General features: G+C 52.3%; 12 protein-coding genes. 9 read left to right on the forward strand and 3 right to left on the reverse strand.

Features of this window, described 5'->3' with window-relative positions; translation table 11 throughout:
• Positions 1 to 68: 68 nt before the first annotated feature.
• Positions 69 to 7,049 carry a hemagglutinin repeat-containing protein gene (locus LCF41_RS01940; protein WP_225086661.1) on the forward strand — a complete coding sequence of 2,327 codons (6,981 nt, stop codon included), beginning with the start codon at positions 69 to 71 and terminating at the stop codon, positions 7,047 to 7,049.
• A 4-nt stretch (positions 7,050 to 7,053) separates the two neighbouring features.
• Positions 7,054 to 7,323 (forward strand): hypothetical protein, encoded by a 270-nt coding sequence (locus tag LCF41_RS01945; protein ID WP_225086662.1) that lies wholly within the window; start codon positions 7,054 to 7,056, stop codon positions 7,321 to 7,323.
• Between the two features lie 59 nt (positions 7,324 to 7,382).
• Here LCF41_RS01945 and LCF41_RS01950 read toward each other — a convergent pair whose 3' ends face one another.
• The gene (locus LCF41_RS01950) at positions 7,383 to 7,607 is read right to left on the reverse strand and encodes a SymE family type I addiction module toxin (protein WP_225086663.1); all 225 of its coding nucleotides are present in this window, start codon (positions 7,605 to 7,607) and stop codon (positions 7,383 to 7,385) included.
• Here LCF41_RS01950 and LCF41_RS01955 point away from each other — a divergent pair.
• Together LCF41_RS01955 and LCF41_RS01960 are read left to right on the forward strand one after the other, a co-directional pair.
• Positions 7,588 to 9,210: a VENN motif pre-toxin domain-containing protein gene (locus LCF41_RS01955; RefSeq protein WP_431191558.1), complete on the forward strand. Its 1,623-nt coding sequence runs from the start codon at positions 7,588 to 7,590 to the stop codon at positions 9,208 to 9,210. The two genes, LCF41_RS01950 and LCF41_RS01955, sit on opposite strands and share 20 nt — an antisense overlap.
• Positions 9,200 to 9,580, forward strand: a complete 381-nt coding sequence (locus LCF41_RS01960; protein ID WP_225086665.1) for a DUF6911 family protein — start codon at positions 9,200 to 9,202, stop codon at positions 9,578 to 9,580. The genes LCF41_RS01955 and LCF41_RS01960 overlap by 11 nt, the downstream gene beginning before the upstream one ends.
• A gap of 45 nt (positions 9,581 to 9,625) precedes the next feature.
• Here LCF41_RS01960 and LCF41_RS01965 read toward each other — a convergent pair whose 3' ends face one another.
• Complete coding sequence (locus tag LCF41_RS01965; protein ID WP_347880952.1) at positions 9,626 to 9,763, reverse strand: SymE family type I addiction module toxin; 138 nt, start codon at positions 9,761 to 9,763, stop codon at positions 9,626 to 9,628.
• A gap of 61 nt (positions 9,764 to 9,824) precedes the next feature.
• Here LCF41_RS01965 and LCF41_RS01970 point away from each other — a divergent pair, with 61 nt between their 5' ends.
• A complete protein-coding gene (locus LCF41_RS01970) occupies positions 9,825 to 11,450 on the forward strand; it encodes a VENN motif pre-toxin domain-containing protein (RefSeq protein WP_225086666.1) in 1,626 nt (541 codons plus the stop codon).
• Complete coding sequence (locus LCF41_RS01975; protein ID WP_225086667.1) at positions 11,447 to 11,842, forward strand: DUF6911 family protein; 396 nt, start codon at positions 11,447 to 11,449, stop codon at positions 11,840 to 11,842. The genes LCF41_RS01970 and LCF41_RS01975 overlap by 4 nt, the downstream gene beginning before the upstream one ends.
• Positions 11,843 to 11,887: 45 nt before the next feature.
• Here LCF41_RS01975 and LCF41_RS01980 read toward each other — a convergent pair whose 3' ends face one another.
• Complete coding sequence (locus LCF41_RS01980; protein WP_225086668.1) at positions 11,888 to 12,112, reverse strand: SymE family type I addiction module toxin; 225 nt, start codon at positions 12,110 to 12,112, stop codon at positions 11,888 to 11,890.
• Between LCF41_RS01980 and LCF41_RS01985 the strand changes: the two genes are divergently transcribed.
• Genes LCF41_RS01985 through LCF41_RS01995 form a run of 3 tightly spaced genes read left to right on the forward strand, consistent with a single transcriptional unit; the run spans position 12,087 to position 13,936 of the window.
• A complete protein-coding gene (locus LCF41_RS01985) occupies positions 12,087 to 13,475 on the forward strand; it encodes a VENN motif pre-toxin domain-containing protein (RefSeq protein ID WP_225086669.1) in 1,389 nt (462 codons plus the stop codon). The genes LCF41_RS01980 and LCF41_RS01985 overlap by 26 nt on opposite strands.
• On the forward strand, positions 13,462 to 13,734 hold the full coding sequence (locus tag LCF41_RS01990; RefSeq protein ID WP_225086670.1) for a hypothetical protein: 273 nt from the start codon (positions 13,462 to 13,464) through the stop codon (positions 13,732 to 13,734). The genes LCF41_RS01985 and LCF41_RS01990 overlap by 14 nt, the downstream gene beginning before the upstream one ends.
• 55 nt (positions 13,735 to 13,789) lie before the next feature.
• Positions 13,790 to 13,936, forward strand: coding sequence for a hypothetical protein (locus LCF41_RS01995; protein WP_225086671.1), 147 nt, complete (start codon positions 13,790 to 13,792; stop codon positions 13,934 to 13,936).
• Positions 13,937 to 14,002 lie beyond the last annotated feature (66 nt).

Below are 14,002 nucleotides of genomic sequence, written 5' to 3' on the forward strand. Positions count from 1 at the left end.
GTCCGTTGGATGCCCTGATCGTCACCCCTGTTTGTTGAAAAACTTCTTTCTTTGAATGGATAACGAGAATGAATAAGCACCTGTATCGCATCGTTTTTAACCGCGCTCGCGGCGTTTTGATGGTGGTTTCTGAATTGTGCCGCGGCTGCGTCAAAGATTCCGCCTCGTCTGGCCTTGGGCCAACGTTGAGCCAGATAACAGGGCGACTTTCCCCACTGACATTCCTATTGCTGGGTGTGATGGGGTTTGTCACGCTTGTGCCTGCGGTACAGGCGAACATTGTGGCGGATGGCAACGCACCTGGTAACCAGAAGCCCACGATATTACAAACGGCAAACGGGACACCGCAGGTTAATATTCAAACGCCAAGTGCAGGTGGTGTATCCCGTAATGTTTACAGCCAATTCGATGTGAATCAGAAGGGGGCCATTCTCAATAATTCGCGTAATCAGGTGCAGACACAGCAAGGAGGCTGGGTGGCTGGCAACCCGTGGCTGGCTAAAGGTGAAGCGAAGGTCATTCTGAACGAAGTTAATTCGCGCGATCCCAGTAAATTGAACGGTTATATCGAAGTTGCCGGGAAGAAAGCACAGGTGGTGATTGCGAACCCGTCGGGCATCACTTGTGATGGCTGTGGCTTTATCAATGCTAATCGCGCGACGCTGACGACCGGTCAGGCGATGATGGAAAATGGCCAACTGAAAGGCTATCAGGTTGAAAAAGGCCACATTCGTGTACAAGGCTCGGGGATGGATTCAAGCCGTCAGGACTACACCGACCTGATCGCGCAGAGTGTGGAAATCAACGCCGGACTATGGGCGAACGATTTGAAAGTGACGGCAGGACGAAACACGGTCGACGCTGAACAGCAGAAAATCGAAAAAGCATCGACGAGCTCCGGGTCAACGGAACGAACCCAGCCGACGCTGGCGGTCGATGTGGCACAGCTTGGCGGCATGTACGCGGGCAAAATTCAGCTTATTGGTACCGAGCAGGGCGTTGGGGTGCGCAACGCCGGTACGATTGGCGCACAGGCGGGCAGTGTGACGCTCTCTGCTGACGGCCGTATTGAGAACAGCGGTAGCATTAATGCCACACAGGATGTACGACTGGCGGGACGCGAACTGGAGAATAGCGGCAAAGTTTATGCCCAGCGGGATGTTGCGGTCAGCACACAACAGCAAACGGCTAACCGTGGCGTGCTGGCTGCGCAACGCAATGCGACCGTGCAAGCGGCAAACATTAGCAACCAGAAAGGCGCAGTGCTAGGGGCGGGAATCAACAGCGATGGCTCGGTGGCACAAAACGGCAATCTGTCGTTAAACGCGAGCCAGCGGACGGATGCCAATGGTCAGCAACTGGCAGGCGGCTCATTGACGATTGCAGCAACCGAGGTGAACACAGACGGCAGCCAGACGCAGGCAACGGATGTTACGCTCAACGCCACCAACGGTTCGGTTTCCAGCCGTAAGGCGAAAATCAGTGCGGATAACACTCTCAAGGTGACGGCGACGAAAGCCGTCAACAATACCGACGGCACGCTGATTGCAGGGAAAAAGCTGGATGTGCAGGCTGAGAGCCTGAGCGGTGATGGACAATTGTTGTCGCTGGGCGATATGTCATTGACTGCCACGCAGCCATTCGACAACCAGAGTGATGTGATCGCGAACGGCAAACTCGACCTTACGGTCGTGGGCGACGTTATCAATCGCCAAAAAATCCAATCTGGCAGCGAGCTGACGCTGACGGCGGCGCGCCTCGATAATCAGGCCAGCGGTGAAATTAGCAGTCAGAAGACCCTGTTGGCGCTCTCGGATTCAGTGACCAACCGTGGCCTGATCGATGCGAGTCGAACCCGTATTGATGCGGGCACGTTGAACAATATTGGCAGTGGTCGCGTCTATGGCGACTGGATTAGCCTGCAAGCACAGACGCTGAACAACCTCAATGAAGCGGGCTCTGGGGCAACGATCGCCGCCCGCCAACGTTTGGATCTGGGTGTCGGTACGCTCAATAATCGCCAGCACGGCCTGATTTACAGTGACGGTGTTATGGCATTGGGGCGTAATCTTGATGCAGAAGGCATGGCAATAGGTCAGGCTGAGGCGATCAATAACCACAGCGCTACCATTGAGTCCATCGGTGATATGGCGTTATCCGCCAGCCAGATTAATAACATTAACGATAATCTGGTGACGGAAATCGTTACCAGCGCGACCCAAATCGATGAAGCCGTGCTGCGTGGACATACCACGCGCTACAACTGGAATGACATCCGCCGGACACGTAATAAGTACGGCGTGAACACCGCGCATATGCCGGATGGATACGCTGACGATAATTTCTATCGCTACACCTACACCCGTACTGTCAATGAAACACGAGTGAAAGAGAGCGATCCGGGGCAGATTCTATCCGGTAGCAATTTGTATATTACTGCGGCGCGGATGACCAACAGCGATAGCCGGGTGATTGCGGCAGGCCTGTTGATTGACGGTGTGAAAGAACTGAGCAATCTGGCGACACCGGGCGAACGTACGACAACTGACCTTGGGCGTCAGGAACGTTGGTATGCCAAGAAGAAAAAGAACTGGCGCGGCGTTACGCGAACGTCTCAGGGCATTGACGGTAATAGCTATGCACCCGCTGCTAACGTCGAAAAAATCGACTTGAACGTGCATGCCTGGCGTGAGCAGGCTTCGTTCAACGGGGCGGGCTATGCGGTGACGGCGCTGCGTGCAGGTGACATCGGCCGGCATGTCGGTACGCCGACGGCAACGCTTCCGTCCAGTAGCTTGTTTACCCTACAACCTGCCGCAGAGAGCCGTTATCTGGTGGAAACGGATGCGCGTTTTACTAATCAGAAACAGTGGCTTAGCTCTGATTACATGCTGCAAGCCTTCAGTGCCGAAGGCCAGAATAAACGGCTGGGCGATGGCTTTTATGAACAGCGGGAAGTCAGTGAGCAAATTGCGCAATTAACCGGACAACGCTATCTGGCGGGTTATAACAGTGATGAGGTGCAGTACAAGGCCTTGATGGATGCAGGTATCGCATTCGGACAGCAATTCTCACTGACGCCAGGTATCGCTCTGACGCAGGAACAGATGGCGCTACTCACCACCGACATGGTCTGGATGGTGAACAAATCGGTGACCCTACCAGACGGCTCTTCACAAACAGTGTTCGTCCCACAGGTTTACACCAAAGTTCGTTCAAACGAGCAAATCGGCGCGGGTAGCCTTCTGGCGGGGAATACGATCTCTGTTGGGTTGGCGGGTGGCATGCTGAACAGCGGGAGGATTGCCGCGCGGGATACCCTGTTTATCTCTTCGGATGCGTTGGACAATCAGGGTGGTTCGCTACTGGGTAAACAGGTACAGCTACAGGTTCGCAACGATCTGAATAACGTCGGTGGTGTCATTCAGGCCGAAGACAAACTGACCGCACTGGCGGGCGGTAATATCAACAGCACCAGCACGTTGAGCGGCGGGGAAGATAACCGCATTCTGGATCGCGTCGCGGGCATGTACGTCCAGAATGATAAGGGCAAACTGACGCTGGCGGCGGGTAAAGACATCAACCTGACCGGCAGTCAGGTGATTAACTCGGGAGCGGACAGCGCCACGCTGATCAGCGCGGGTAACAATCTGAATCTGGCGACGCTGACGACCACAGAAACGTTGAACAGCGACTGGGATAGCAATAATTATCGCCATTATCAGGCGCGTGAAGACATCGGTAGCGAGATTGCCGCCAATGGCCAAATAGCATTACGTGCGGGGCAAAACCTGAATGCGACGGCGGCATCCGTCACCGCGCAACAGGGGCTACAGGTTCAGGCGGGGAACGACATTAACCTGACCAGTGGCGAGTCATCTTATACGTTGACGGAGCACAGTAAGCAAAGCAGCCGTGGATTGCTCTCCGCCCAGTCCAGCGAGCGTCATGACAGCATTCAGCATCAATCGGCGGTAGGGAGTTCGTTCAGCGGCGAGACGGTGGCGATCGCAGCAGGTCACAACGTGCAGATCGCAGGCAGCTCAGTGGCGGGGACGCAGGATGTCAGTATTACCGCCGGACGTGATATTACCGTGACCACGGCGCAAGAGAATCATCAGGAAACGCATCTAAAGGAAGAGAAGAAATCCGGTCTGATGGGCAGCGGTGGCATTGGATTTACCATTGGTCAGGCTAGTCAGAAAAGCACGACTGACACCGATGGTATGAGTGAAAAATCCAGCATTATTGGCAGTGAAAAGGGCAACACGACGCTACTGGCAGGTAATGGGCTGACCGTGAAAGGTAGTGACGTTGTCGCCGGACAGGATTTAACGCTGCAAGGTAAAACGGTAGACGTGCTGGCGGCGGAGAACAGCCAGACTCAGCGCCAGACCTATGAGCAGAAACAGAGTGGGCTGACGCTGGCGCTCAGCGGCACGGTAGGCGGTATGGTGAATTCGGCCGTACAAACGGCGCAGACGGCCAAAGCGACGGAAGACGAGCGTCTTCAGGCTTTACAGGGTGTGAAAGCGACGCTGAGCGGTGTACAGGCAGGGCAGGCAGCCTATCTGGCGGCGTTGCAGGGTAAAGACGACCCCAATAATAATAATGTGGTGGGCGTCAGTGTCTCGCTGGGAAGCCAGTCCTCGAAATCTGAACAGACGGTCGAACAACGTACCGCACAAGGTAGCAGCCTGAATGCCGGAAGGAATTTGTCTTTGAGAGCAACCGGTGACGATATTCGGGTTCAGGGAGGTGAGTTGCGCGCGGGCCAAGACGTGACGCTGGATGCCGCACGCGATATTCACCTGCTGTCCGCCCAGAACAGCCAGCACACGGAAGGGAGCAACAAGAGCAAAGGGGGCAGCATTGGCCTGAGTCTTGGCGCGGGCAGCGGCGGTTTTAGCCTGAGCGTGAATGCCAGTATGAATAAAGCGAAAGGGAGTGAGCTGGGCGAAGGACTGAGCCACACTGAAACACTGCTGGATGCCGGGCGTCAGGTACGTACAAACAGCGGCCGGGATACCACGTTGCAGGGTGCACAGGTCAGCGGGCAGCAGATTACGGCACGAGTGGGACGCGACTTGCTGTTACGCAGCGAGCAGGACAGCGATGTTTACGACAGCAAACAGCAGAGCATGAGTGCGGGCGTCAGCATCCCGATTTATGGGGCGGGAACCGCTTCAGCCAGCTTCAGTATGAGCAAGGACAAAATGCACAGCGACTACCGCAGTGTGCAGGAGCAGACGGGACTGTTTGCCGGACAGGGGGGCTACGATGTGCAGGTGGGCAACCATACACAGCTTGACGGCGCAGTGATAGGTTCTACGGCAGAGGCAGCGAAAAACCGACTGGAAACCGGGACGCTGGGCTTTAGCGATATTGAGAATAAAGCCGAATTTGATGTCTCGCACAGCGGCGTCGGTATCAGTACTGGCGGGCCGGTGGGTATGCAGATGCTCAGCAATCTGGCATCCAACTCCCTGATCAGCGGCAATAATGATGGCAATGCCGCGAGCACAACGCGCGCGGCGATCAGCGAGGGGCAGTTGGTCATCCGCGATGAGGCCAACCAGCGTCAGGATGTCGCACAGTTGAGCCGTGATGTTGAACACGCGAACCAGACGCTGAGTCCGATCTTTGACAAAGAGAAAGAACAGAAGCGTTTGCAACAGATGCAGGTGGTTGCAGAAATCAGCAATCAGGTCATCGACATTGCCGGTATGCACGGGGCAATCATTGCCACGAAAGCGGCGAAGGCAGAAGCGGAAGCGAAGGTGGCAGGTCTTTCTGCTGCTGATAGGCTGGCGGCTAGAGACGCCCTTGCGACAGGCGACAACTCGAATCTGACGCCGACAGAGGCAGATATTCAGAAATATGTTTATCAGACGTCGTATGACAACGCCTATACTCAGGCGTTGAACCGTTCCGGATTTGGCACCGGTGGCGCGATTCGTCAGGGCATCATGGCGGTTTCGGCGGCAGTACAGGGGCTGGCCGGTGGTAACGTTGCGCAGGCGATAGCGGGAGCGGCGGCACCGTATCTGGCGACAGAAATCAAGAAAGCCACGACGGACGCAAAAGGTAACGTAAATATCGCTGCCAATGCGGTAGCGCACGCGGTGCTGGGTGGTATTGTGGCAGAAGCCAGCGGCAACAGTGTGCTAGCAGGTGCGGCAGGTGCCGCGACAGGTGAGTTGGCGGCGCGAGTGATTGCTGACAGGCTGTATCCGGGTAAAGCCATCTCGGAAATGACGGAAAGTGAAAAGCAGACGGTCACCACGCTCTCGCTTCTGGCGGGCGGTCTGGCGGCCGGCACAGCGGGCGACTCGACGAGCAACGCGGTAGCGGGTGCGCAGGCAGGCCGAAATGCGGTGGAGAATAATCTTTTTGGTTTTGACTCAAAGAGCACGCCACAGGGGCTAAGAGATTTTGGGCAGTCGGCAACGTCGTTGTACACCAATACCAACCTGACGGATGAAAACGGTAATGTTCTTAATCCGATAACAGAAGAAGAACGGCAGTATGCGATGCACAGGTTAGTGACGGGTGTCATGCCGGAAGGGCAGGATATCTCGAAAGCCATCGTGAATGGATATACGAATGGTGTGTTGATTGCAGGTGCGTGGTATCTGGGGCCAGCGGCTGCGTTAGGAAAAGTGGTGGTCGGTTCTGCTCTGAGCGGCGGTGCGAATGCTGCCTATCAATGGTATGACCTGAGCCAGCCGAAAAATATAAATAAGACTTATGATTATTGGAGTACCACTGCTGCGTTAGTTACTGGTGGACTGGCTCCGGGGCGTGATATTTTACCGAACGTCGGTATAGCAATGGGAAGCGCGGTATTTACGGATGGACCGGATAAAGGTGCAGTTATTGGCGCAGGCGTAGGAGCATGGGGTGGGGGCTTAGTGGGTAAATATGCGCCTGGTTTACTTAGACCTGTCCTTGGTCCTTCTGCGGGTTTCATTGGGGATACTACTGGTTCAGTTAGTGGAGAAATTATCGGTAACAAACTCAAAGATAAAGTGAATGAAAGGAAATAAAATAATGGCGAAAATTGAAAAACAGCCAAAAATAACCTTAGCTAAATTATTTCTAGGAGTTATTTATTTAACAGTCTGTACTTTCGTTTTTTTGTTAGCTGTTGGTGCTTTTATTGACATTATTTTTGATGGGAGCTTTAGTTTTACTTCTAAATGGATAATTGATGTTGGTGTAGGAAGCATTATCGCTGGTGTGGCATCGGGGCTGGGTTCATGGATCTTTGCAAAAATAGATGAACATAAAGTTCGTAAATCAAAGCATTTTGAACCATAAGCTCAAATTAATAAAACAAAAATCCCGGCTCCTAAAAAGGCCGGGATTTTTGTTATCTGTCATTCAGCCACAATACGCATCAACAGTTGACCGTGCTCAACGGTAACTGTCACCGCCGTATCCGTCTCAAATCCTGCGGCTTCGAGCCAGTTGCCGGTAAGGTGCAGGCTGGGGCTGCGGCTGTAATAGCGCGTCATATCGTTGCGGTCGGCGTGACGACGGCTGACATAGCCGACCTTCAGGTGTCGCCTGAAACAGATGCAGGTGGTTGCAGAAATCAGCAATCAGGTCATCGACATTGCCGGTATGCACGGGGCAATCATTGCCACGAAAGCGGCGAAGGCAGAAGCGGAAGCGAAGGTGGCAGGTCTTTCTGCTGCTGATAGGCTGGCGGCTAGAGACGCCCTTGCGACAGGCGACAACTCGAATCTGACGCCGACAGAGGCAGATATTCAGAAATATGTTTATCAGACGTCGTATGACAACGCCTATACTCAGGCGTTGAACCGTTCCGGATTTGGCACCGGTGGCGCGATTCGTCAGGGCATCATGGCGGTTTCGGCGGCAGTACAGGGGCTGGCTGGTGGTAACGTTGCGCAGGCGATAGCGGGAGCGGCGGCACCGTATCTGGCGACAGAAATCAAGAAAGCCACGACGGACGCAAAAGGTAACGTAAATATCGCTGCCAATGCGGTAGCGCACGCGGTGCTGGGTGGCATTGTGGCAGAAGCCAGCGGCAACAGTGCGCTAGCGGGTGCAGCGGGTGCCGCGACGGGTGAGTTGGCGGCGCGAGTGATTGCTGACAGGCTGTATCCGGGTAAAGCCATCTCGGAAATGACGGAAAGTGAAAAGCAGACGGTCACCACGCTCTCGCTGCTGGCGGGCGGTCTGGCAGCGGGCACGGCAGGCGACTCGACGAGCAACGCGGTAGCGGGTGCGCAGGCAGGCCGAAATGCGGTTGAGAATAACTTCCTGAGTGTGTCGGAGAAATCAGAACTTGAGATAGCGAAGCAAAAACTCCGCAACAGCAAAGACCCGGCAGAGCGTGAGCAGGCCCAGCAGAAGTACGACGCACTGATGGAAAAAGATATCTCCAGCGACAAGGAAGTGATTGATGCGTGTGGCAATGGCAATGCTGGGAGCGGGGCCTGTGCGAGTGCAAGACTGAACGTTATTGCGACCAAGGGGGAATACGAAACTGGCCAGTACAATAATAAAGTCAGTGACATGTATCCTGATGCTTACGGTCAGATAATAAACCTGCTGAATATCACCAGCGTTGATGCACAGAGCCAGCAGCAGGTGAAGGATGCGATGGTGAACTATGCCATGGTCCAACTTGGTATAAAAGATAAGGCAGCGGCTGAAGCATACATTGAGACCTATGATGGGATGAAGATCGTTGCTGCTTCTGTTGCGCCAGTACTGGGGAAAGCGGCTGCAAAACAATGGAGTAAAATTGTTGACGCAAACTTGAAAGTTGTCGCAAAAGGTAATGTTGATGGTGTGAAATTCTCCGATACCAATCAAGGGGTAAGGCCTTCACAATTAGCAGATTTTAATAAACCAACGCTTATCAACGATGTCGTTCAGGCCAAGATAGACAAGCGCCCTGATAAAAATTACCCAAATGGAAATATGGGAACAGCCCATGCAGAAGTGGGAGTGATCCAACAGGCATATGAGAAAGGGATGACCAAAGGCAAAGACATGCTTATGTCCGTGAGCGGACAAGATGTTTGTTCTTTCTGTCTTACTGATGTAAAACTCATGGCTGAAAAGTCTGGGCTTAAGTCTTTAACGTTGTTTGAAGAAAGTACAGGCAGAACTTTATATTGGGAGTCTGGTACAAAAGGTTTCCGTATTAAGGGGGCTAATGATGAGTAAGTTGCATCTTTCATGGTCTTGCTTGCCAAAGGGTGGTAATAAGAAATCTGATTGTTGGGATGACATCAGTGATTTACTAAATAATCTTCAAGTATCTAGTGGTTGCGTTACAGTGGATAAATTAGATAACGAAGGCTATATAATCTCAGAAATTCAAGTAAGAATGGAAAGAGGTCTTTATTTGGTTACCTTTTTGAATGAAGACAATGAGGTTATGACACTTTCTGATCTAAATAAACCTGATGAAAAAATACTAATTTTGGGAGATTATTGGTCCGCAAAGCAGATCACAAAAGATTTTGATCTTGTCGTCAGGATCTTTAAAGAGTTCTTTGATACTGGAAATGTCTCAACGGATCTTCTGAATTAACAAAAAATCCCGGACCCTAAACAGGCCGGGATTTTTTGTTGCCTGTCATTCAGCCACAATACGTATCAGCAACTGACCCTGCTCAACACTCACTGTTACCGCCGTATCTGTCCCAAATCCTGCGGCTTCGAGCCAGTTGCCCTGAAGGTGCAGGCTGGGGCTTCGGCTGTAATCGCGGGTCATATCGTTGCGGCCGGCGTGGCGACGGCTGACATAGCCGACCTTCAGGTGTCGCCTGCAACAGATGCGGGGGGTTGCAGAAATCAGCAATCAGGTCATCGATATTGCCGGTATGCACGGGGCAATTATTGCCACGAAAGCGGCGAAGGCAGAAGCGGAAGCGAAGGTGGCAGGTCTTTCTGCTGCTGATAGGCTGGCGGCTAGAGACGCCCTTGCGACAGGCGACAACTCGAATCGGACGCCGACAGAGGCAGATATTCAGAAATATGTTTATCAGACGTCGTATGACAACGCCTATACTCAGGCGTTGAACAGTTCCGGATTTGGCACCGGTGGCGCGATTCGTCAGGGCATCATGGCGGTCTCGGCGGCAGTACAGGGGCTGGCTGGTGGGAATGTTGCACAGGCGATAGCGGGAGCGGCGGCACCGTATCTGGCGACAGAAATCAAGAAAGCTACGACGGACGCAAAAGGTAACGTAAATATCGCTGCCAATGCGGTAGCGCACGCGGTGCTGGGTGGCATTGTGGCAGAAGCCAGCGGCAACAGTGTGCTAGCAGGTGCGGCAGGTGCCGCGACAGGTGAGTTGGCGGCGCGCGTGATTGCTGACAGGCTGTATCCGGGTAAAGCCATCTCGGAAATGACGGAAAGTGAAAAGCAGACGGTCACCACGCTCTCGCTGCTGGCGGGCGGTCTGGCAGCGGGCACGGCAGGCGACTCGACGAGCAACGCGGTAGCGGGTGCGCAGGCAGGCCGAAATGCGGTTGAGAATAACTTCCTGAGTGTGTCGGAGAAATCAGAACTTGAGATAGCGAAGCAAAAACTCCGAAACAGCAAAGACCCGGCAGAGCGGGAGCAGGCTGAGAAGGATGTTGTCCGGTTGATAGAACTGGATATCTCAAGGGACAGTGCCGTGGTTGCGGCCTGTGGTAATGGTGCTGCCGGAAGCGCGGCCTGTGCAGCGGCCAGAGTGAATGCATATCAGACCAAAACCGAGTACGAAAACACCGGTAACTATAACTCCAGAGCCAGTCAGCAGTACGCTGATGCCTACGGCCAGATAGTGAACCTCCTGAATATCACCAGCGTTGATGCTCAGAATCAGCAGCAGGTGACAGATGCGATGATCAACTATTTTATGGTGAATAAAGGGGTTGATTATGAGACAGCAAAAGATTACGTCGAACTGAAAAAAGGCGCAGAAATCGTACTGGCATCTGTAACACCGATATTAGGAGAAGTAGCAGCAAAACAATTAAGCAAGATTGTTGACGCAAACTTGAAAGTTGTCGCAAAAGGTAATGTGGATGGAGCTAAATTCTCCGATACCAATCAAGGGGTAAGGCCTTCACAATTAGCAGATTTTAATAAACCAACGCTTATCAACGATGTCGTTCAGGCCAAGATAGACAAGCGCTCTGATAAAAATTACCCAAATGGAAATATGGGAACAGCCCATGCAGAAGTGGGAGTGATCCAACAGGCATATGAGAAAGGGATGACCAAAGGACGTGAAATGGCAATGAGTGTTGCAGGGAAAGAGGTCTGCAATTATTGCTTGACCGACGTAAGAGTTATGGCGGAAAAAGCAGGACTGAAATCACTGACAATTTATGAAGAATCAACACATAATGTTTTATTCTGGCAGCAGGGTATGAAAAAAATAGAAAATAAGGGACCTGCAAAATGATAATAAAATATGAACTTTCTCGTTTATGTTCTGGTGAAGAATATGTCAGAAATGAATCCCCTTTGTGGTCTGACGTACTTGATTTTTTAAATGTATTGAAGGATAGCCGTGGTAGCGTAAATATCAGTATCATTAATGCTCCAGATGTCGGACCAGAAAGACTCAGTGCTGAGGCAGAAAATGGCTTTTATCTGGTTACTTTACTGGAATATGATGAGTCTGGAGGTGATGTAAGATCCATATGGGATAATACATCTTCATCAGAAGATAGCATCATCATCCTCGGTAATTACTGGCCTAAACGCCAGCTTACAAAGGATTTTGATCTTGTCGTCAGGATCTTTAAAGAGTTCTTTGATACTGGAAATGTCTCAACGGATCTTCTGAATTAACAAAAAATCCCGGACCCTAAACAGGCCGGGATTTTTTGTTGCCTGTCATTCAGCCACAATACGTATCAGCAACTGACCCTGCTCAACACTCACTGTTACCGCCGTATCTGTCCCAAATCCTGCGGCTTCGAGCCAGTTGCCCTGAAGGTGCAGGCTGGGGCTTCGGCTGTAATCGCGCGTCATATCATTGCGGCCGGCGTGGCGACGGCTGACATAGCCGACCTTCAGGTGTCGCCTGCAACAGATGCAGGTGGTTGCAGAAATCAGCAATCAGGTCATCGACATTGCCGGTATGCACGGGGCAATCATTGCCACGAAAGCGGCGAAGGCAGAAGCGGAAGCGAAGGTGGCAGGTCTTTCTGCTGCTGATAGGCTGGCGGCTAGAGACGCCCTTGCGACAGGCGACAACTCGAATCTGACGCCGACAGAGGCAGATATTCAGAAATATGTTTATCAGACGTCGTATGACAACGCCTATACTCAGGCGTTGAACCGTTCCGGATTTGGCACCGGTGGCGCGATTCGTCAGGGCATCATGGCGGTCTCGGCGGCAGTACAGGGGCTGGCCGGTGGTAACGTTGCGCAGGCGATAGCGGGAGCGGCGGCACCGTATCTGGCGACAGAAATCAAGAAAGCCACGACGGACGCAAAAGGTAACGTAAATATCGCTGCCAATGCGGTAGCGCACGCGGTGCTGGGTGGTATTGTGGCAGAAGCCAGCGGCAACAGTGTGCTAGCAGGTGCGGCAGGTGCCGCGACAGGTGAGTTGGCGGCGCGCGTGATTGCTGACAGGCTGTATCCGGGTAAAGCCATCTCGGAAATGACGGAAAGTGAAAAGCAGACGGTCACCACGCTCTCGCTTCTGGCGGGCGGTCTGGCAGCGGGCACGGCAGGCGACTCGACGAGCAACGCGGTAGCGGGTGCGCAGGCAGGCCGAAATGCGGTGGAGAATAATCTCTTCTACCCCGGTTCTGTGCCTAAAGGCGTGAGCGATTATGGTCAGTCTGCGACATCATTGTATACCAACACCAATCTGACGGATGAGAAAGGCAATGTGCTTAATCCGACAACAGACGAGCAACGGCAATACGCGATGCATAAGCTAGTCACGGGGACGATGCCGGAAGGACAGGATCCTGTACGTGGCTTGTTAACAGCGTGGGGAGCGGGAGCTTCAGTGGTTGGTGGAACAATCGTTGCACCAGCGGCTGGTGTTTATGCTGTGTTTGGCGGCGGTTTACTCGGCGGTATTACAGATGCAACCAAACAGTTTTTAACTATGTCTCCGAATGACACATACAGCTATACCGATACATTGATTGCTGTAGGAACAGGAGCGCTGACTCAAGGTAAGGGAACGACTTTTAGCCTCTTTGTGAATACAGGGGGAGCATATTTAGGAAGTAAGGCGAAAGGTGAAGATCCGAGTGCATCTATGGCAGGTAATGTGATTGGTACTGTTATTGGTAATAAAGTTGGGGGCAAGTTTACCCAGCAGATGCTCTCAAAGGGTTACTCTCCTGTGAGTTCAGAAGTTATCGGTTCAGTAGCAAGTGGAGTGACTAGCACAGGCTCTGGATATATGACTGAAAAAGTAATTAAGAATACGGGAGCTGAGAATGCAGAAGAATGAATCAAAATATTTTAGCCTGAAGAGATTCATCTTCTTCGTTCTTGGAACGATGGGAGTGATCATTTTCTGCTGTATGCTCAGTATACCTGTTGGATATATAGCTGCATTCATAAAAATAGGAAGTTTTAATTTTAATATAGAACCAGCCATTGATGGTATCAGGTTTAGTATAAAAGTTGGTGGGGGAGTTGGGGCTGTCTTAGGGATTGGACTTTACTTTTTTGAGTACTTCGGCGCACTAAAGAAGGGGGGAGAATAACAACTTCAATCTGAGCGCGATTGCACCGAAGGGATTGCAGGGTGTAGGGGGATTGATGACATCATTTTACAGCAATACCAACGTGGTGGATGAAAATGGCAATGTGCTGAACCCAATAACGGAAGAAGAACGGCAATACGCGATGCATAAGCTAGTCACGTGGACGATGCCGGAAGGACGGGATCCTGTACGCGTTTGTTAACAGCGTGGAGTGGCACGGCTAACATTAGTAACCAGTTAGTGGGGAACGATCTCTCAGTATACGTAT

The sequence above is a fragment of the Pectobacterium colocasium genome, assembly GCF_020181655.1.
In the GTDB taxonomy this organism is placed as follows: Bacteria; Pseudomonadota; Gammaproteobacteria; order Enterobacterales; family Enterobacteriaceae; genus Pectobacterium; species Pectobacterium colocasium.